At 58.4% G+C, this 17,696-nt stretch carries 15 protein-coding genes and 1 tRNA gene; 13 read left to right on the forward strand and 3 right to left on the reverse strand.

Annotated features, from left to right (window positions below; translation table 11 throughout):
- Positions 1 to 284 precede the first annotated feature (284 nt).
- On the reverse strand, positions 285 to 1,373 hold the full coding sequence (locus ACX3YD_RS13840; protein WP_458960281.1) for a 3-deoxy-7-phosphoheptulonate synthase: 1,089 nt from the start codon (positions 1,371 to 1,373) through the stop codon (positions 285 to 287).
- A 625-nt stretch (positions 1,374 to 1,998) separates the two neighbouring features.
- On the opposite strand from ACX3YD_RS13840, the gene ACX3YD_RS13845 reads away from it, so the two are divergent.
- From ACX3YD_RS13845 to ACX3YD_RS13870, 6 genes are all read left to right on the forward strand, one after another.
- Positions 1,999 to 2,757, forward strand: a complete 759-nt coding sequence (locus ACX3YD_RS13845) for a carbon-nitrogen hydrolase family protein (protein ID WP_458960282.1) — start codon at positions 1,999 to 2,001, stop codon at positions 2,755 to 2,757.
- Positions 2,757 to 3,200 carry a GNAT family N-acetyltransferase gene (locus ACX3YD_RS13850; RefSeq protein WP_458960283.1) on the forward strand — a complete coding sequence of 148 codons (444 nt, stop codon included), beginning with the start codon at positions 2,757 to 2,759 and terminating at the stop codon, positions 3,198 to 3,200. The genes ACX3YD_RS13845 and ACX3YD_RS13850 overlap by 1 nt, the downstream gene beginning before the upstream one ends.
- A 126-nt stretch (positions 3,201 to 3,326) precedes the next feature.
- Entirely contained in the window at positions 3,327 to 3,968 is a 642-nt protein-coding gene (gacA, locus tag ACX3YD_RS13855) for a response regulator transcription factor GacA (RefSeq protein ID WP_047529704.1), read from the forward strand.
- 1 nt (position 3,969) lies between these two features.
- Positions 3,970 to 5,793, forward strand: coding sequence for an excinuclease ABC subunit UvrC (uvrC, locus tag ACX3YD_RS13860; protein ID WP_458960284.1), 1,824 nt, complete (start codon positions 3,970 to 3,972; stop codon positions 5,791 to 5,793).
- A 32-nt stretch (positions 5,794 to 5,825) separates the two neighbouring features.
- Positions 5,826 to 6,386: a CDP-diacylglycerol--glycerol-3-phosphate 3-phosphatidyltransferase gene (gene pgsA / locus ACX3YD_RS13865; protein ID WP_047529703.1), complete on the forward strand. Its 561-nt coding sequence runs from the start codon at positions 5,826 to 5,828 to the stop codon at positions 6,384 to 6,386.
- Between the two features lie 63 nt (positions 6,387 to 6,449).
- Positions 6,450 to 6,525: transfer RNA gene (locus ACX3YD_RS13870), tRNA-Gly, on the forward strand.
- A gap of 514 nt (positions 6,526 to 7,039) precedes the next feature.
- On the opposite strand, the gene ACX3YD_RS13875 is transcribed toward ACX3YD_RS13870, so the two are convergent.
- Entirely contained in the window at positions 7,040 to 8,527 is a 1,488-nt protein-coding gene (locus tag ACX3YD_RS13875) for an aldehyde dehydrogenase family protein (RefSeq protein WP_458960285.1), read from the reverse strand.
- Positions 8,528 to 8,798: 271 nt separating this feature from the next.
- Between ACX3YD_RS13875 and ACX3YD_RS13880 the strand changes: the two genes are divergently transcribed.
- From ACX3YD_RS13880 to ACX3YD_RS13890, 3 genes are all read left to right on the forward strand, one after another.
- Positions 8,799 to 9,968, forward strand: coding sequence for a p-hydroxyphenylacetate 3-hydroxylase oxygenase component (locus tag ACX3YD_RS13880; protein ID WP_458960286.1), 1,170 nt, complete (start codon positions 8,799 to 8,801; stop codon positions 9,966 to 9,968).
- A 56-nt stretch (positions 9,969 to 10,024) separates the two neighbouring features.
- Positions 10,025 to 10,981, forward strand: a complete 957-nt coding sequence (locus ACX3YD_RS13885) for a p-hydroxyphenylacetate 3-hydroxylase reductase component (protein ID WP_090462240.1) — start codon at positions 10,025 to 10,027, stop codon at positions 10,979 to 10,981.
- Between the two features lie 145 nt (positions 10,982 to 11,126).
- Complete coding sequence (locus ACX3YD_RS13890; protein ID WP_047529674.1) at positions 11,127 to 12,098, forward strand: methyl-accepting chemotaxis protein; 972 nt, start codon at positions 11,127 to 11,129, stop codon at positions 12,096 to 12,098.
- Between the two features lie 39 nt (positions 12,099 to 12,137).
- On the opposite strand, the gene ACX3YD_RS13895 is transcribed toward ACX3YD_RS13890, so the two are convergent.
- Positions 12,138 to 13,466 (reverse strand): alginate export family protein, encoded by a 1,329-nt coding sequence (locus tag ACX3YD_RS13895; protein ID WP_458960287.1) that lies wholly within the window; start codon positions 13,464 to 13,466, stop codon positions 12,138 to 12,140.
- Between the two features lie 289 nt (positions 13,467 to 13,755).
- On the opposite strand from ACX3YD_RS13895, the gene ACX3YD_RS13900 reads away from it, so the two are divergent.
- The 4 genes from ACX3YD_RS13900 to ACX3YD_RS13915 all read left to right on the forward strand — a co-directional run bounded on the left by ACX3YD_RS13900 (position 13,756) and on the right by ACX3YD_RS13915 (position 17,673).
- The gene (locus tag ACX3YD_RS13900) at positions 13,756 to 15,255 is read left to right on the forward strand and encodes an APC family permease (RefSeq protein ID WP_047529671.1); all 1,500 of its coding nucleotides are present in this window, start codon (positions 13,756 to 13,758) and stop codon (positions 15,253 to 15,255) included.
- Positions 15,236 to 15,820, forward strand: coding sequence for a DUF3156 family protein (locus tag ACX3YD_RS13905; protein ID WP_458960416.1), 585 nt, complete (start codon positions 15,236 to 15,238; stop codon positions 15,818 to 15,820). Before ACX3YD_RS13900 ends, ACX3YD_RS13905 begins: the two co-directional genes overlap by 20 nt.
- A 117-nt stretch (positions 15,821 to 15,937) precedes the next feature.
- On the forward strand, positions 15,938 to 16,900 hold the full coding sequence (feaR, locus tag ACX3YD_RS13910) for a transcriptional regulator FeaR (protein ID WP_047529668.1): 963 nt from the start codon (positions 15,938 to 15,940) through the stop codon (positions 16,898 to 16,900).
- Between the two features lie 164 nt (positions 16,901 to 17,064).
- Positions 17,065 to 17,673 (forward strand): TetR family transcriptional regulator, encoded by a 609-nt coding sequence (locus ACX3YD_RS13915; RefSeq protein WP_458960288.1) that lies wholly within the window; start codon positions 17,065 to 17,067, stop codon positions 17,671 to 17,673.
- The last annotated feature ends 23 nt before the right edge of the window (positions 17,674 to 17,696 follow it).

Consider the following 17,696-nt stretch of genomic DNA (forward strand, 5'->3'; position numbering starts at 1 on the left):
ATACCTTTCAGCCGTTCAGGGAGGTGTGTCGTGCCTCACTCTAAAGCACTCCGCCGGCCGCGCGATGTATGAAAAAGCCGCTGTATCCCGATGAAAACGGACTAGAAACAGTGAGAGAACTCGGATGTGAATGAAGTCTTGATCGGACTGTCCGGACAGCTTTTTAGCGTGTGCTGAGTGTAAATCGACAAATGGCCTACTTCGTGTAGGCCATTTTTCCGCGAAATCCGAAGGGTTCCAACCGCCGCCCCGTCTCCGGATGAAGACGGGGCGGTGAGTCGGGGTCATACCGGTTGTGGAATGCTGCGTTGTGCGCGCAGACGCTCTGCTGCCTGACGCAGCAACGCTTGCGTGCCGGCCCAGCCCAGGCAGCCATCGGTGATCGACATGCCGTATTTCAGCGTCGGGCTCAGCGGCTGGCAGCCTTCGAACAAGTGACTTTCGATCATCATGCCGATCAGCGAACGATCGCCTTGCAGGCGCTGTTCGAGCACGTCGTTGAACACCGCCGGTTGGCGCAGCGGATCTTTGCCGCTGTTGGCGTGGCTGCAGTCGACCATGATCCGTGCCGGGATCTTCAGTCTGGTCAAATCGCCGTGCACTTTGGCGACGCTGGCCCGGTCGTAGTTCGGCCCGCCATGACCGCCGCGCAACACCAGGTGAGTGTCCGCATTGCCCGGGGTCTGGATGATCGACGGATGTCCTTGGCTATCGACGCCGAAATGACGGTGCGGATGTGCGGCCGAGCGCATGGCGTCACTGGCGACCCCGACCCCGCCGTCGGTGCCGTTCTTGAAACCGACCGGCATGCCCAGGCCGCTGGCCATTTCGCGATGGATCTGCGATTCGGTGGTCCGGGCGCCGATGGCGACCCAACTCAGCAGGTCGTCGAAGTAACCGGCAGCCATGGGTTGCAGCAACTCGGTGGCAACCGGCAACCCCAATAGGAGCATTTCACGCATCAGTTCACGGGACAGGGTCAGGCCGCCTGCCATGTCGTCGCTGCCGTCCAGGTGCGGATCATAGGCCAGGCCTTTCCAGCCGACGGTGGTGCGAGGTTTTTCGACGTAGGCGCGCATGACCAAGAGCATTTCGTCGCTGACTTCGGCGGCGAGTTGGGCCAGGTTGCCGGCGTATTCGAGCGCGGACTTAGGATCGTGGATCGAGCAGGGGCCGACGATGACCAGCAGACGGGAGTCTTCACCGTTGAGGATCGCCCGAACCGCCTGGCGATGAGCAGCGACTTGCTGGTTCAGGGCGTTGGTCAGTGGCAATTGCTGTTTGAGTTGCAACGAGCTTGGCAGACGCAGGGTCAGCGCTTCGTTGGCAGGACTGAGGGTGGACAGTGGCAGAGCAGAGACGGACGAGTTCATGTTCAGGCTTCCTGGGCAGGCGGCGGGTTCGTTCCCGCGCACTCGGCCCTACTGGGGTGTTCGACAATTGGCCGGATTGGCTACGTGTATGTGCTTGCCACCTGTGGGTGACCGATCGGAGGCGGCAGGCTGTCCCGAGCGGAGGGTGGTAAATCGCCAGGCGGTAAAACTGTCGTAACGGTAATAAGTGGCGTAGTTCATTGCGTTGATCCTCAAGATGTCTGGTGTGTCGCAGAAAATGTCAGGTGCTGAAAAAACAAAACCCCCGGTCGGGAGGCCGACCGGGGGTTGAGAATTCTCTGGTGGCGACCCGTTTAAAGTGGACGCCGGGTGGGTATCAGGCGCGCCAGTGGCTAAACCAATACCCAAAATAAAAGCTGACCGGAGTACAGACGTCGCTCACCCGGGCAGCCGCAACCGAGCGCAGGGCGCTGGCGGTACGAAGCGGTGAGAGGGCGTTGATCATGGTGTATCTCCGATGGATGCTCCGAGCTTACTAGAGCCAGGTACAAGGATTCAATCAGAAATTGCTATTGATGATTCAGGGCATTCTCAATCAGTTGAGCGCCTTGGAGGTTGTGACACACTCTGCGTTTCCGAATACATCAAGTCACAAGGACGGAACATGCCGCCTCTGATCATCGCCGCCGCCCAATCGTCTTCCATTGCCGGCGACCTTGCCGGCAATATCGCCCGGCATCAACGCTTCATGCAGATAGCAGCCGAGCATGGCGTGCAATTGCTGGTGTTCCCTGAGTTGTCGTTGACCGGTTACGAGCGCGGACTCGCCGCACAGTTGGCGCTCGCGCCGGAGGCTGCCGTGCTGCAACCGCTGCGTGATTTTGCGCAGGAAGTCGGGGTGACGACAGTGGTCGGGATGCCGATCCGTCTGTCGGACGCTGCTCCCGTATTGATCGGAGCGCTTGTACTGGGCGCCGACGGCTCACTCGGGGTCTATAGCAAACAGCATTTGCACGCGGGAGAAGAGGTCGCATTTGCACCCGGATATGGCGGCAAGACGCTGCTTGTCGGTGCCGATACTGTCGCCCTGGCGGTGTGTGCAGACTTTACCCATGCCTCCCATGCCGCTGCGGCTGCGCAGCAAGGGGCTGACGTGTACGCGGCCGGAGTGTTGATCACCGAAAAGGGCTATGGCCCGGATACGGCGTTGTTGAAAGGTTATGCGCAAACCCATTCGATGGTCGTGCTGATGGCGAACCATGGTGGGGCCACGGGAGGTTGGGAGTCGGCGGGGCGCAGCGCAATCTGGTCGGCGGGCGGCTCCTTGATTGCAGCTGCACCGGGTGTCGGTGACTTGATGGTCGTTGCTCGACGCGATACTGACGGATGGAACGGACAAATCGTGCCGGTCAGGGAGGTTTGATGGGCTTCGAATGGTGCGCGGCGACGGAGGGTGATCTCGATTTCTCGCGCGGACTGACTCGCAGGAACATGCTGCGCTATTACATTCGATACGACCTGTTATGGCTGGACGACGCCTTCGACGCCGCCTGGATGGGGCGTGAAAACCGGATCATCATGCGTGATGACAGTCGAGTGGGGTATGTCAGTCTGAGTCGGGATCCCCGGGCGCTTTACATCCGCGAACTGCACATCGTCGAAGCATGCCGAGGGCAGGGGGCCGGTTCCTGGGTGATCGATCAGGTATTTGCCATGGTTCGCCAGGAACGACGCCCGGCCTTGCGTTTGACCGTGTTTGAAAATAATCCGGCGCGAGCCTTGTATGAAAGAAAGGGCCTACAGGTGGTGGGCGCGGACGAGTGTTTCCTGAGAATGCAGCGCGATGTCGAGGGTTCGCATCGCTGAAACACGCTGGCCACAAGCCTTTCAAGATGTATTGAAACTTTTTATATGGCGCTTGCCGCTAGGTCTGCCAGTTGCTTTTTGCTAAGGTGTCGGCAACCCAATAAGACCATATCGCGAGGTGTCTGCTTGATTAGGGTTCTAGTAGTCGATGACCATGATCTCGTTCGTACAGGCATTACTCGAATGCTGGCTGACATCGATGGCCTGCAAGTGGTTGGCCAGGCTGAATCGGGTGAGGAATCCCTGCTCAAGGCGCGTGAGCTGAAACCTGATGTGGTATTGATGGATGTCAAAATGCCCGGTATCGGTGGCCTTGAGGCCACGCGCAAATTATTGCGCAGTCATCCGGACATCAAAGTCGTAGCCGTGACCGTGTGTGAGGACGATCCGTTCCCTACACGGCTGTTGCAAGCCGGTGCTGCCGGGTACCTGACCAAGGGCGCCGGGCTGCCGGAAATGGTCCAGGCCATCCGCCTGGTGTTCGCCGGGCAGCGCTATATCAGTCCTCAGATTGCCCAGCAATTGGCGATCAAATCCTTCCAGCCGACCAACGATTCTCCCTTCGATGCCTTGTCGGAGCGGGAGATACAGATCGCGCTGATGATCGTCGGCTGCCAGAAAGTCCAAATTATCTCCGACAAGTTGTGCCTGTCGCCGAAGACCGTGAACACGTACCGTTACCGCATTTTCGAAAAGCTTTCGATCAGCAGTGATGTCGAGTTGACGCTATTGGCGGTACGTCACGGCATGGTCGATGCCAGCCTCTGAAATGACTGATAATTTTGATCCAGGCGCCTTTCTGTCGACCGTCAGCGGGCGTCCCGGTGTGTATCGCATGTTCGACAGCGATGCGCGCCTGCTCTACGTCGGCAAGGCCAAGAACCTCAAGAATCGCCTGTCGAGCTACTTCAGAAAAAGCGGCCTGGCGCCCAAGACCGCTGCGTTGGTGGCGCGAATCGCTCAAGTCGAAACGACCATTACGGCCAACGAAACCGAAGCCCTGTTGCTTGAGCAGACGCTGATCAAGGAATGGCGTCCGCCCTACAACATCCTGCTGCGTGACGACAAATCCTACCCTTATGTTTTCCTCTCGGATGGCCAGTTCCCGCGCTTGAGCATTCATCGCGGCGCGAAAAAGGCCAAGGGCAAATATTTTGGTCCGTACCCCAGTGCCGGCGCGATTCGCGAAAGCCTGAGCCTGTTGCAAAAGACCTTTTTCGTCCGGCAGTGTGAAGACAGCTACTACAAGAACCGTACGCGCCCTTGCCTGCAATATCAGATCAAGCGCTGCAAGGCGCCTTGTGTCGGCCTGGTGGAGCCTGAGGTGTACGCTGAAGACGTGCGACACTCGGTGATGTTCCTCGAAGGTCGCAGCAATGCACTGAGCGACGAGTTGTCCGCTGCAATGGAAGAGGCAGCGATCAATCTTGAGTTCGAGCGCGCCGCGGAGTTGCGCGACCAGATCTCGCTGCTGCGTCGGGTTCAGGATCAGCAGAGCATGGAAGGCGGGACGGGCGATGTTGATGTCATCGCGGCGTTCGTCAATCCGGGCGGTGCCTGCGTTCACTTGATCAGCGTTCGTGGTGGGCGAGTACTGGGAAGCAAGAACTTCTTTCCGCAGGTCGGTATCGAAGAGGACGTTTCCGAAGTCATGGCGGCGTTTCTCGGTCAGTATTTCATCAGCAGCCCGGAACGCGACTTGCCGAGCGAGTTGATCGTCAACGTGGTTCATGACGACTTTCCGACACTTATTGCGGCCATTGATGAGCTGCGTGGTCGCGAATTGACCATCAGCCACCGGGTGCGTGGCACGCGAGCACGCTGGCAACAATTGGCGGTGACCAATGCCGAACAGGCACTGGGCGCGCGCCTGGCCAACCGCCAACACGTTGCCGAGCGCTTTGAAGCCCTGGCGCAGGTGCTGAAACTGGATGAGCCGCCCCAGCGCCTTGAATGCTATGACATCAGTCACTCCAGCGGCGAAGCAACCGTCGCCTCTTGCGTGGTATTCGGCCCTGAAGGCCCGATCAAGTCCGACTACCGCCGCTACAACATCGAAGGCGTTACGGCGGGTGATGACTACGCGGCGATGCACCAGGCACTGACCCGGCGCTTCAGCAAGCTGAAGGACGGGGAGGGCAAACTGCCGGACATTCTGCTGGTGGATGGCGGCAAGGGGCAGTTGTCCATGGCGCGAGATGTGCTGAATGAGCTGGCGGTACCGGATCTGATCCTGCTCGGTGTGGCCAAGGGGGCAACGCGTAAAGCCGGTTTCGAAACCCTGTACCTCAATGACGCCGCTCACGAGTTCACGTTGCGCGGTGACTCCCCCGCACTGCATTTGATCCAGCAGATACGCGACGAAGCTCACCGCTTTGCTATTACCGGGCATCGCGCCCGTCGTGGCAAAACCCGACGTACGTCTACACTGGAGGGCGTTGCCGGCGTTGGACCGACACGTCGCCGCGATTTGTTGAAACATTTTGGTGGATTGCAGGAGCTGTCTCGTGCCAGCATCGACGAGATCGCCAAAGCCCCCGGGATCAGTAAAAAGCTCGCAGAGTTGATTTATGCAAATCTGCACAGCGAGTAGAATGCCACCTCACCTCGTAGCCAGTTGTGCCGATGAATATCCCTAATCTGATTACCGTTCTACGCGTCCTGCTCATCCCGATCTTTATTTTACTGTTCTACCTGCCTTACCAATGGAGCTACGTGGCGTCAGCCTCTGTCTTCGCATTTGCCGCTGCCACGGACTGGCTGGACGGGTATCTGGCCCGCCGTCTTGAGCAAAGTACCCCATTCGGTGCTTTTCTCGATCCCGTTGCCGACAAGTTGATGGTTGCCGTTGCCCTGGTGCTGTTGGTGCAGGAACACGGCAACCTCTGGCTCACGTTGCCGGCTGCCGTCATCATCGGTCGAGAAATCGTTGTATCTGCCCTGCGGGAGTGGATGGCCGAACTCGGTGCCCGCGCGCACGTCGCGGTGTCCAACCTGGGCAAATGGAAAACCGCCGCGCAAATGCTGGCGCTGGTGATCCTGCTGGCCAATCCGTCGGATTTCAGCTTCTGGGTCCTGATGGGGTATGCCTTGCTGATGGTGTCTGCCGGTCTGACATTGTGGTCCATGGTCCAGTACTTGCGGGCTGCCTGGCCGCATCTGAAGACCGACGTGGAAAAAAAATAAAACTTTTTTGAATCAAGGGGTTGACGGGGCTTCTGAATTCTATAGAATGCGCCACACCAAGACGCGGGAATAGCTCAGTTGGTAGAGCACGACCTTGCCAAGGTCGGGGTCGCGAGTTCGAGTCTCGTTTCCCGCTCCAAACATAGCGCTGCATATTTCAACTGAAGTGTGCGGCGATCGAAAAGAGGACCTTCGGGTCCTTTTTTCGTTTCTGCAGGAACCACTCAAGTCCAGCACCACCCAGTGTTTTAAGTCCCGACTTGAATTCGGACGCGCACTGAATCGGTTTGTTGTTGGAGCAGTCTGGATAGTGAGATGAGCATCTGGCCCTGACGCTGATCAGGGGCTCGCGATAGCACTCTCAGAGAGGTCTGTTCGGTATGTCCGAATCATTGGCATTGATTGGATACTCGCTGCCAGTGACGGCCCTCAGTGGAAAGTCCGGCTTTACCGGTACTGCTGGGCGGGCAAGCAGAAGCGCGTGCGCCGCGCCGTGCTGCTTCTTGCGACAGAGCATGCCTTCGAGGCGATGTTCGATCGGTGGGAGGAGTCCTGCAGGCTCTCGAGAATCCTGGCCCTAGAGCGTTGTCGCACGGCACGCCCGAGGCCGCCCGGTTCACGAATCCCGGGCGGTCCTGGTTTTTTTCGCACGATCAGTAGCGAATCATCACCGATTTCAGTTCGGTGTAATCCTCAATAAAAGCACTGCCAAACTCCCAACCGACCCCTGAAGATTTATTGCCGCCAAAGGGAACTGCCGGATCAAGCAGGGTGTGCATGTTCACCCAGACCGTTCCGGCGTTGATGGCAGGTACCATGCGCAGCGCCTTGCTCAGGTCATTGGTCCAGAGGCTGGCACTCAAGCCGTAAGGCGTGTTGTTCATCAATTCCAGTAGCTCTTCTTCGCTGTCGTAAGGGAAGAACGTCGCAATCGGACCGAACGTTTCTTCGTTGAGCAGCGTGTCGTTGACTGTGTTAGCGAGGATCACCGTGGGTTCGACGTAGCAGCCCGGGCGGTCGATAAGATTGCCACCGTGAATGATGGTGTTGTTTTCTGCTCGTGCCTTGGCGAAAAACTCGCCGAGTTTAAGTTGGTGCTGGCGATTGGTGACCGGGCCGAATTCGGTGCGCTCATCCAGCGGTGAGCCAATGTTCAGTGCGCCCAGGCGTTGGGCCAGTTTGTCCATGACCGGATCGATCTGTGAGCGATGGACGAAGAACCGCTCGGCGGCGGCGCAGATTTGCCCTGAGTGCAGGAAACCGGCTTCGATGATGCCGTTGACCGCCTTGTCCACCTCTACATCGCGCAGGAAACCCGCGGAGTTTTTCCCGCCCAGTTCCAGTGTGGCGCGGGTCAGCCCGGCACCCATGGCGCTCTGGCCGACGGCAATGCCTGTCGGCACCGAGCCGGTGAACGAAACCTTGTCAGTGCCTGGATGTTCGATCAGGCCTTTACCCACCAGACCGCCACCGGTCAATACGTTCAGGGCACCGGCAGGCAGGCCGGCTTCGATGGCCAGTTCGGCAATCCGCAGAATGGTCAGCGGGGTGAATTCGCTGGGTTTGATGATGATGCTGCAGCCGGTCACCAGTGCCGAGGCGAGTTTCCAGATGGCGATCATGGTCGAGAAATTCCACGGCACGATCCCGACGACCACCCCGACGGGTTCGCGAAGGGTGAAGGCGGTATAGCGTTCGCCAGCGAAGGAGGGCAGTGACGGGGTGAGGGTCTGACCGCTGATCTTGGTCGCCCAGCCAGCGTAATAACGCAGAAAATGTGCGGCCTGGTCGACTTCGAAGGCCCGGGAAATCTGGATGATCTTGCCCGATTGGCAGGTTTCGATCTGCGCCAGCTCCTCGCGGTTTTGCTCCAGCAGGTCGGCCAGTTTCATCAGCACGTTTGCGCGAGTCGCCGGTGCCACCTGGGACCAATGCTTGAAGCCGCGGTTGGCCGACGCCACTGCCGCATCGATATCGACAGGATCTGCGTCAGCGACTCGGGCGATGACCTGGCCAGTGGCAGGGTTGATCACCTCCAGCGTCTGGCTGGAATGACTCTGAACGTAGCCACCGTCGATGAACAGCGCATGGCTTCGACTGAGGAAGGCTTCAACTTCGGGCAGCAGTGGAATATCGCTCATGGGGGTTTCCTGGTCGCGAATAAAGAAAAGCGCGAGGTTAATCCATGGGTTCCAGGCTGGCTTGACTGTGGCTGCCGGCGCCTATGTCTGTGGCTGCCAGCGCCGTAAGGATGTGTTCGGCAGGTTTGGCTCATCGCCTTTGAAAAGTACAATCTTGGCTCTGGAAGGTGCATTTTCTACCAGGATGGGTGTCTCCATACTGGCTCTGCATCCGGCGCCACTCTGCAATTTCGAGAGTCGCCTGGACATCCAATAATAAGCAGGGCCATCCATGAAAAAGCCAAACCCGCTCCTTGAAGACCTGAAGTCCATCCTGCCGACCATCGCTGCAAACGCCTTCCAGGCGGAGCAGGATCGCAAGGTCCCCGACGAGAATATTGCGCTGCTCAAAAGCATCGGTTTGCACCGTGCCTTTCAGCCGAAAGCCTTCGGTGGCATGGAGCTATCGCTGCCCCAGTTTGCCGATTGCATTGCCTTGCTCGCGGGGGCCTGTGCCAGTACTGCCTGGGCCATGAGCCTGCTTTGCACCCACAGTCATCAATTGGCGCTGTTCTCGGCCGAACTGCAGCAGGAAGTCTGGGGCGATGATCCGAATGCCACCGCGAGTAGCAGCATCGCGCCTTTTGGTCGCACCGAAGAAATAGAAGGCGGAGTGCTGTTCAGTGGTGAAATGGGTTGGAGCAGCGGCAGCGACCACGCCGAGTGGGCGATTGTCGGCTTCCGTCGCAAGAACGCCGAGGGCACTCAGGATTACTGCTTCGCGGTTCTGCCGCGCAGTGATTATCAGATTCGTGACGACTGGTTCGCCGCCGGTATGAAAGGCAGCGGCACCAAGACCTTGATCATCGACAATGTGCGGGTGCCGGAACACCGGATCCAGAAAGCCAAGGACATGATGGAAGGCAAGTCCGCGGGCTTCGGTTTGTACCCGGACAGCAAAATCTTCTACTCGCCGTACCGTCCTTATTTCGCCAGCGGGTTCTCCACCGTGAGCCTGGGTGTGGCCGAGCGGATGCTTGACGTGTTCCGCGAAAAGACCAAGACCCGCGTGCGGGCTTACACCGGTGCGGCGGTCGGTGCCGCAACCCCAGCGTTGATGCGCCTGGCCGAGTCGACTCACCAGGTCGCCGCCGCCCGGGCTTTTCTCGAGAAGACTTGGCAGGAGCACGCTGAACACAGTGAACAGCAGCGCTATCCAAGCCGCGAAACCCTGGCGTTCTGGCGCACTAATCAGGCCTACGCCACCAAAATGTGCATCCAGGCCGTGGATCGGCTGTTCGAGGCGGCCGGTGGCAATGCCTGGTTCGAACATAACGAGATGCAGCGTCTGTTCCGCGATTCACACATGACGGGTGCCCATGCCTACACCGACTACGACGTCTGTGCACAGATCCTCGGTCGCGAACTGATGGGTCTGGAGCCTGACCCGAGCATGATCTGAACCCGCCTTCATAACAACAATCAGGACTGCTCATGGAAGCCGTCCGGGAGTCTTGCATGACTGATCACAGCGTTCGCGCAGCCACTGAAACCACCTTCGACCCGCGGGCGTTTCGCCGGGCACTGGGCAACTTCGCTACCGGGGTGACCGTGGTGACGGCCGCCACCGCCTCCGGGCGCAAAGTCGGGGTCACCGCCAACAGCTTCAACTCGGTGTCCCTCGATCCGCCTCTGGTGCTGTGGAGTATCGATAAACGCTCCAACAGTCATGAGGTGTTCGAGCAGGCCAGCCATTTCGCGGTCAACGTACTGGCCGCGGACCAGATCGATCTCTCCAACAACTTTGCCCGACCCAAGGAAGATCGCTTCGCTGAAATCGAGTACGAATCCGGGGAGGGTGGCTCTCCGGTATTCGCCGATTGCTCGGCGCGTTTTCACTGCGAGAAGTACCAGCAGGTGGACGGTGGCGACCATTGGATCATGATCGGCAAGGTGGTGGCCTTCGACGATTTCGGTCGCTCGCCATTGCTGTATCACCAGGGCGCCTACTCCATGGTCTTGCCTCATACCCGCATGACCAAACGCGATGAAAGCCAACCGCCGAGCAGTCATTTTCAGGGCCGCCTTAGCCACAACTTGTACTACCTGATGACGCAGGCAGTGCGGGCTTACCAGTCGAGCTATCAGCCCCGGCAGTTGTCCACGGGCCTGCGTACCAGCGAGGCGCGGATGTTGATGGTATTGGAAAACGACGCCAGGCTCAGTCCCGGCGACCTGTTGCGCGAGGTGGCGATGCCGGTCCGGGAAATTGATGAGGCGATAGCCAATCTAAAACGCAAGGGGCTGGTCAACGATGATGACAGTCGCGTCAGGTTGACCGCTGCGGGTATCGAGCAGACAGACGATTTGTGGGCCATCGCACGGGAGCAGCAGGACAAGGTATTCGCCGATTTCAGCGACGAACAGATCGATACCTTCAAGTCGGTATTGAAGACGCTTGTCAGCCGCTGTTGATCCTCCAGGCATTTCTGCGGCGCTCTAGGGCGCCGTTTGCATTCATGGCAGGCAGGAGCAAACGGCGCTGCAGCGTCGTACAAGCAATTCTCTTCAGCTTCCTGTCAGATCCAGTCCTTAGACTCGATGAACAAAGGACTGGCTGATGTTTTTCAAGAAACATAAACAGATGCTTGAACTCGCTGAGGCTTTGCAGCGCCTGCTGGCCGGCGAGGCTTTTGAGGTGAAGGGGCTTGGCGCCTGCCCGCAGTTGCAGATGTGCCTGGATGAGTTAGTCAGGCAAAGCGCTGAGGTTGCGCATCAACGGCTGGCCGCCGAGTCGCAGACCCGGGACCTGAGCCTGCAACTGGAACGCAGTGAACAGTCGCTTGCCGAGCGTTGTCAGCAACTGGAACAGGTGCGCGCTCGTGAACAATCACTTGAAGTCGAGTTGAACCGGCGCGTTCTGGATGCTCGCCAACATGAGCAGGATGCGAAAATCTGGGACCTGTTGCAGTCAACGCTCACTGAAGGTTGCTGGGACATCAATGTGGTCAACGGTGATGTCCAGGACCCTGCCAGCTGTATGCGCTTCTCCAGCCAGTTCCGCCTTCTCATGGGCTACGGCCCCCAAGAGTTGCCCGACGGCTGGGATGCACAAGTCGGGATCACTCATCCAGATGACCTGCCAAAAATCATGGCGATCTTTGATCGTGAGATTCTCAGTCCACAGGGCAGTGGCGAGTATGTCTTTGAGTACCGGATGCGCCACAGGACCCGCGACTACATCTGGTGTCGCGAACGTGGTCGTGCGGCCCGTGACGAGCAGGGGCGTTTGACCCGCGTCATCGGCGCAGTACGTGACATCAGTGATGAGCGTTCGGCCAGGGAAACCCACCGTCAGATGCTTGAGCAGAATCAGGCGACCTACGGGCAAATCGCAACCGTCGTGAGTGTCATCAAAAGCATTGCGGACCAGACGAACCTGCTGTCGCTGAACGCCGCGATCGAGGCGGCAAGGGCAGGAGAGATCGGGCGTGGGTTCTCGGTGGTGGCCGACGAAGTCCGAAAGCTGGCGGAATGTACCCGCCAGGCCACGCATCGGATTCAGACCATGTTGCTTGAACACAAACAGTAGGTTGGCTCAGGAGCTGCGCAGTGCAGCTCCTGAAGGTCATCAGAACGGTACGGCCACGGTTAGCTGGCTGTAAACGTTGGTGCCATTGCCGCCCACCTGATTCCCGCCGTTGCTTTCGTCTTTATTCGGCTTGTACAGGCCCAACAGTGGAGTGACGATCAGGTGTTCACTCACAGCCCATTCGGCGTACAGATCCAGCTCGCGACCATCGAGGTTCAGTGCGTCGCTTTTGTGCAGTGTCTTGTAGTCAAAGAACAGTGCGCCGACCGTTACCACGTCGACCGGTTTGACCTTCAATGCGACATGTTGGACCGAGGTGTTGCTATTGAAGGGGCCGGAATAATTGGAGGCCACTTCACCCTGGAACCAGGTGCCATAACCGCGGTTGAAGCCGTTGAACATCGAATCCCAGTTCTTTGAATAGCGGCTGTAGCGGTAAGTCAGGTCGGGCGACCAAGGCAAATCTGCGAAGGTGTAGCCGGCTTCGGTGTACCAGGCTTTTTCGTTGCCGGCGTCCTTGTCCTGCCACGCATATTCGAAAGCAAAGTGGGCGTTTTCTATCCCGGCATTGCCCGCGCCGCGAAGGCTATAGATGTTCATGCCTTCGCGTTGCTTCTGGAAGTCGCTGGCATAGCGGTCGTCAACGTCGATGCCGTGGATGTAGGTCAAGCCCAGGGTACCCGGTGCTGCCGTGTATTCCAGCGTGCCGGCGGCCATTTCAGTGTTGGCTTGTGAGCGATTGTTGGACTTCATCCACATCATGCTGCCGTGTACGCCGTCTTTGCCCCCCAGGCGAACGACAGCAGTCTCGTCGAAAGCATGTCGAGCGGCCAGATAGTAGGCGCCTCCTCGATTGAGCTTGCCGTCGGCAGGTCCCTTGCCAAAATTCAGGCCGTCATCGTTGATGATGAAACCGTCGCCGAGGGTGATGATCTGGCGGCCGAACGACAGGTCTACGCCGTCCTTGCCCAGGACTGGAAAGAGTTCGCCCGAACGCCATCCTGCAAAGGCTTCGTCGAATTTCGTGGTGCGCTCGGTGCCATCCGTAATACCCGCCGCATCACCGTCCCCCCAGGTGCCCGAACTGACCAGGTTGGCCGTTCCATAGACGCTCCCCGCGCTGCCAAGTGTCTGATCGACACTGAGTCCATATTTGATAAAACCTTCGCGCCAACTGGAGCCACCGGTGGTGCCGTCAAAGTTTTTGCGGCTGTTAAACATCCCGTAGACAGCCAGGAAGTTGCCTGTGACTTTAGTGTCTTCATCGGCATAAAGCTCGTAGGCGTAGGTGGACGAGTTGGCGGTCAACAGCGCGACGCCCAGGCCAATGGCCTTGGAAAGCGATCGTGTTTTCAGCGTTTGCTCCATTGTTACGTTCCCCAGCATTGTTGGTCGAGGGCGCATTAGGATGACTGGGAGGGAGGGAAGTCTTTGATCTGCGTGCCACGCAATTGACTCTGCCAGCCAGGCAGTGCTCCTTGGCAGGCAGCAACAAAACCGGCGGCAGACATGGGCAAGACGACGGACCGGGACGAGCGCAAAGTGATCCTGAACACGAGGCCGTTTCGATCAGGGACTGGCTGGGGAGGGCTTCATCGCCGGCTCCTTGAACGGCTCGATACATCCATCAAGAAATCCGCTTTCGAGGATCCGCACCATGTCGATCAATGACCGGCTCACACAGCATCTGAAACGGGGCAGCGTTGGCTTTCCAACCGCGTTGGCCAGCACCATCGGCCTGATCATGGCCAGCCCGGTGATTCTCACCGCGACCATGGGCTTTGGTATCGGCGGCAGCGCATTCGCGGTGGCCATGCTGATTGCGGCAGTCATGATGCTCGCCCAGGCGACGACCTTTGCCGAAGCGGCGTCGATCCTGCCAACCACTGGTTCGGTCTACGACTACATTAATTGCGGGATGGGGCGTTTCTTCGCGATCACCGGCACGTTGTCGGCGTACCTGATCGTGCATGTGTTCGCGGGCACCGCGGAAACCATTCTGTCCGGGGTCATGGCGCTGGTGAACTTCGAGCACCTCAATACCCTGGCAGAGAATGCCGGCGGTTCCTGGTTGCTCGGGGTAGGGTTCGTCGTCGTGTTCGGGGTTCTCAATGCGTTCGGCGTCAGCGCCTTTGGTCGCGCCGAGATCATTCTGACCTTCGGCATGTGGACCACGTTGATGGTGTTTGGCGTGTTGGGGCTGATCGCGGCACCGGCGGTACAACTGGATGGCTGGTTCGGCGTCTCTCTGGTGGGTACCGACTTGATCACCATTTTGTCGCTGGTGGGCATGGCCATGTTCATGTTCGTCGGTTGCGAGTTCGTGACGCCATTGGCGCCGGACTTGCGCAACTCGGCCAAGGTCATGCCCAAGGCCATGATTCTGGGTCTGTTGAGTGTGGCCGCCTGCATGTTCATCTATGGCGCCGCGATGAAGCGTCAGGTCGAAAACGTGTTGCTGGATGCTGCCACGGGTGTGCATCTGCTCGATACCCCCATGGCCATTCCGAAGTTCGCCGAGCAGGTCATGGGGCATGTCGGCCCGATGTGGCTGGGGATCGGCTTTCTGTTTGCCGGTGCCGCCACGATCAACACGCTGATGGCGGGCGTGCCGCGAATTCTCTACGGCATGGCGGTGGACGGTGCGCTGCCCAAGATGTTCACGTATTTGCACCCGCGTTTCAAAACTCCGCTGTTGTGCATTCTGGTGGCGATGCTGATTCCGTGCCTGTATGCCCTGTGGTTGGGCGGCAACACCGATAACATCATGCACCTGGTACTGGCGGCGGTCTGTGCGTGGAGTTTTGCCTACCTGTTGGTGACGCTGTCCGTGGTCATCCTGCGGATTCGTCGTCCGGATCTGCCACGCGCTTATCGCTCGCCATTCTTCCCGTTGCCACAGATTCTCTCCAGCGTCGGCATCTTGCTGGGCATGTGGTTCATTACCCCGCCAGGGATGAACCCGGCGGATATCTACGTGCCGTTCGGGGTGATGCTCGGGATAACGGCGTCGTACGCCCTGTTCTGGACATTGGTGGTACAGCGAGTCAATCCATTCAAGCCAGCTTCGGTCGAAGAAGTGCTGGCCAAGGAGTTTTCCCATGAGCTTGGCAACCCTCACAACGGGTATCTCGACCATGCTGCAAAAACTGTCTGAGATATTCAGTGCCCAGCGAGCCCCGGCAGGTTACCGACCAGGGGTCACGCTGGAGTACCTGCGGCGTAACCTCGCACGGGAGGGTTTTACCTCGACAGGCCCGGCCGAGGCCGTGCTGATTCTGGAAGAAGCCGACCTTCAGATCGACATTGTCGAGCGCACCGAATCGCAATTGCTGATGCACCTGGTGATGACGCAATTCATGATCAGGGTGCCCGCCTCAGAGGAGGGCAATGCTCGCTTCGAGTTGCACCATGGCGGGTCGATTCGACGTACGGGATTGAGGTGTCGGCAACGGGCGGGAGACCCCGCTTTGGCAGCCAGGCTCCAGGCCCGCCTGGAAGAAGACCAGGCATTGCATCAATCGTTGATGGTGCTTGATTTCAAGACCCTGCAAATCGACCTGGACGGGCCTCAATGGCAGGTTCGGCTGGAGCATATGGGCGGTAGCGAGGTGGTCAACCGAATGCCGGCCTTTCGTCGTTACATCGCCCTGAGCGGCGAGCAACGTCAGGAATTGCTCAATGTGCTGGTGGGGTTTCAGCGGGTATTGAGCGGGCTCTGAATTCAGGAGTTGGCACCATAAGTGCTTCTGTAGTCGGGACCACGGATTTGTTGCGTCTATATAGATAACATGTTAACTATTGGCCAACAAAAACAAGATGCCACTGCGGAGATGCCCATGAGCACCTATCAGTCTGCGCAACATGGATTAGAAAACTGGACTCGGGATTTGCGAGCGGCCTGTGGCCATTTCGACACTGAACTGGCCTACAACCGTTCGCTGTTCATCGGCGAGGTTTCCAAACAGTCCAGGGGCGGCCTGTCACTGGCCAATCTGCGTACCAACGCCGGTTTGATCTCCCGCGACCGGCCCAATGCCGATCACGATAACGATCAACATTGTTTCCTGGTCAGCCAGCGCAGTGGCTATTGTCAGATCACCCAAAATGGCCAGGTCATTCAGTTGGCCCCGGGCGATATGTTGTTGATGGACTCCACAGGGTCGATCGAGATCAGTCCTTTCGGGCTTATCGAACATGCCTCGCTGTCGCTCTCGCGCAACGAGGTGTACAAACACCTGGGAAGCGCTTCGAGAACCTTCGGCAAGATTTCTTCCAGCAAGGCCTGTGGCCGCATGCTTCATGTGTTGATGGATCAACTGTGCAGGGAAGGGCAGATCGGGCAGGACTCGAGTGCAGAAGGTGAAGCGCTGCAATCAGCCTTTGTCTCGCTGCTCGGTTCCGCCTTCGAAATGGATGACACGCAGGGTGACAGCGCTGCATCCCTGCAGGGCAATAATCTGCGTAGCTATGTCCAGAAAGTCATTGAGGAATCCTTGACTCAGCCGGGGCTAAGCCCGGTGGGGCTCGCCAGTCGATTGAACATCTCGGTTCGTCATTTGTACCGGTTGTTCGAAGAGCAGGACGACAGTGTCTGCCGCTACATTCAGCGTGCGAGACTCAAACGAAGCGCGGATGACCTGACGAATCCGTTCTTGAAGAGTGAGTCGATCACATCGATCGCCTACAAGTGGGGGTTCACCGATTCCGCTCACTTCAGTCGATCGTTCAAGAAACAGTTCGACCTCTCGCCCAAGGACTTCCGCTCGACCCATTTGCAACAAGCGGTCGGAGCTGCGTAGGTCATTAATCTATTAACGAATTGATGTTGACCAAGGTGCTGGATAAGCTGGCGAAGGCTTCCTGCCGACGGACAGGAGGCCACCGCTAGCACTGATGTCGCTGGCCATGACTTGTCAGGACCGAGCACTGAGTCCTTATTTTATGAGTCAGGGAAAACGATGTCATGAAACCGCTCACCCCGTCGGCCAGCAATATTTGCGCAGTAGCGGTCGAACACTTTGCCGATCACGGTTACGACGCCTCGTCCCTCAACGAGATCGCCGTCCGGGCGGGCATGCGCAAGGCGTCGCTTTACGCGCATTTTGTCAGCAAGGATGACCTGTTTCAGACGGTCTTCGAGATCGCCCTGGAACATGAGCATCAGTACATCAGCACCTGTTTCAAGGAAGAGGCCCGGCACACGGATATACCCGGTCAATTACACCTCGAACGTTTGATCGGACGCTATGACGTGTCGGCGCATCTGCGCTTTCTATTGCGCACGGCCTACTTCCCGCCGGCGGATATCCGCACAGTGATTACCACGGGGTTCGAGGGTTACCTGGCACGAATTCGCCGGTGCTTTCAGAGCGCCGCGCATGACAAATACCAGTCGGCGGGGGTTCAGCCTGAGCAGCTGGAAGTGTTCTGCGACGCGTATCTTGGCATTGTCGACAGCCTGCATGTGGAGCTGATTTATGCGACGCCGCAGGGTTACGTCAAACGGCTTGCAGCCTTGTCGCGTGTCTTCAGGGATTCCCTGTCGATGCTCGAAGGTGCAAGCCGTGTCTGATGGCGTCCAGGCGGCTCAGGTCG

The organism is Pseudomonas fluorescens group sp. PF-1, from assembly GCF_054481335.1.

Excerpts from the sequence above, each read along its gene's own strand:
- ACX3YD_RS13840 (WP_458960281.1), bottom strand. The coding sequence starts at position 1,373 with ATGAACTCGTCCGTCTCTGCTCTGCCACTGTCCACCCTCAGTCCTGCC.
- pgsA (WP_047529703.1), top strand. The coding sequence starts at position 5,826 with ATGAATATCCCTAATCTGATTACCGTTCTACGCGTCCTGCTCATCCCG.
- ACX3YD_RS13875 (WP_458960285.1), bottom strand. The coding sequence starts at position 8,527 with ATGAGCGATATTCCACTGCTGCCCGAAGTTGAAGCCTTCCTCAGTCGA.
- ACX3YD_RS13900 (WP_047529671.1), top strand. The coding sequence starts at position 13,756 with ATGTCGATCAATGACCGGCTCACACAGCATCTGAAACGGGGCAGCGTT.
- ACX3YD_RS13880 (WP_458960286.1), top strand. The coding sequence starts at position 8,799 with ATGAAAAAGCCAAACCCGCTCCTTGAAGACCTGAAGTCCATCCTGCCG.
- ACX3YD_RS13915 (WP_458960288.1), top strand. The coding sequence starts at position 17,065 with ATGAAACCGCTCACCCCGTCGGCCAGCAATATTTGCGCAGTAGCGGTC.
- ACX3YD_RS13845 (WP_458960282.1), top strand. The coding sequence starts at position 1,999 with ATGCCGCCTCTGATCATCGCCGCCGCCCAATCGTCTTCCATTGCCGGC.
- feaR (WP_047529668.1), top strand. The coding sequence starts at position 15,938 with ATGAGCACCTATCAGTCTGCGCAACATGGATTAGAAAACTGGACTCGG.
- uvrC (WP_458960284.1), top strand. The coding sequence starts at position 3,970 with ATGACTGATAATTTTGATCCAGGCGCCTTTCTGTCGACCGTCAGCGGG.
- ACX3YD_RS13905 (WP_458960416.1), top strand. The coding sequence starts at position 15,236 with ATGCTGCAAAAACTGTCTGAGATATTCAGTGCCCAGCGAGCCCCGGCA.
- ACX3YD_RS13850 (WP_458960283.1), top strand. The coding sequence starts at position 2,757 with ATGGGCTTCGAATGGTGCGCGGCGACGGAGGGTGATCTCGATTTCTCG.
- ACX3YD_RS13890 (WP_047529674.1), top strand. The coding sequence starts at position 11,127 with ATGTTTTTCAAGAAACATAAACAGATGCTTGAACTCGCTGAGGCTTTG.
- ACX3YD_RS13895 (WP_458960287.1), bottom strand. The coding sequence starts at position 13,466 with ATGGAGCAAACGCTGAAAACACGATCGCTTTCCAAGGCCATTGGCCTG.
- ACX3YD_RS13885 (WP_090462240.1), top strand. The coding sequence starts at position 10,025 with ATGACTGATCACAGCGTTCGCGCAGCCACTGAAACCACCTTCGACCCG.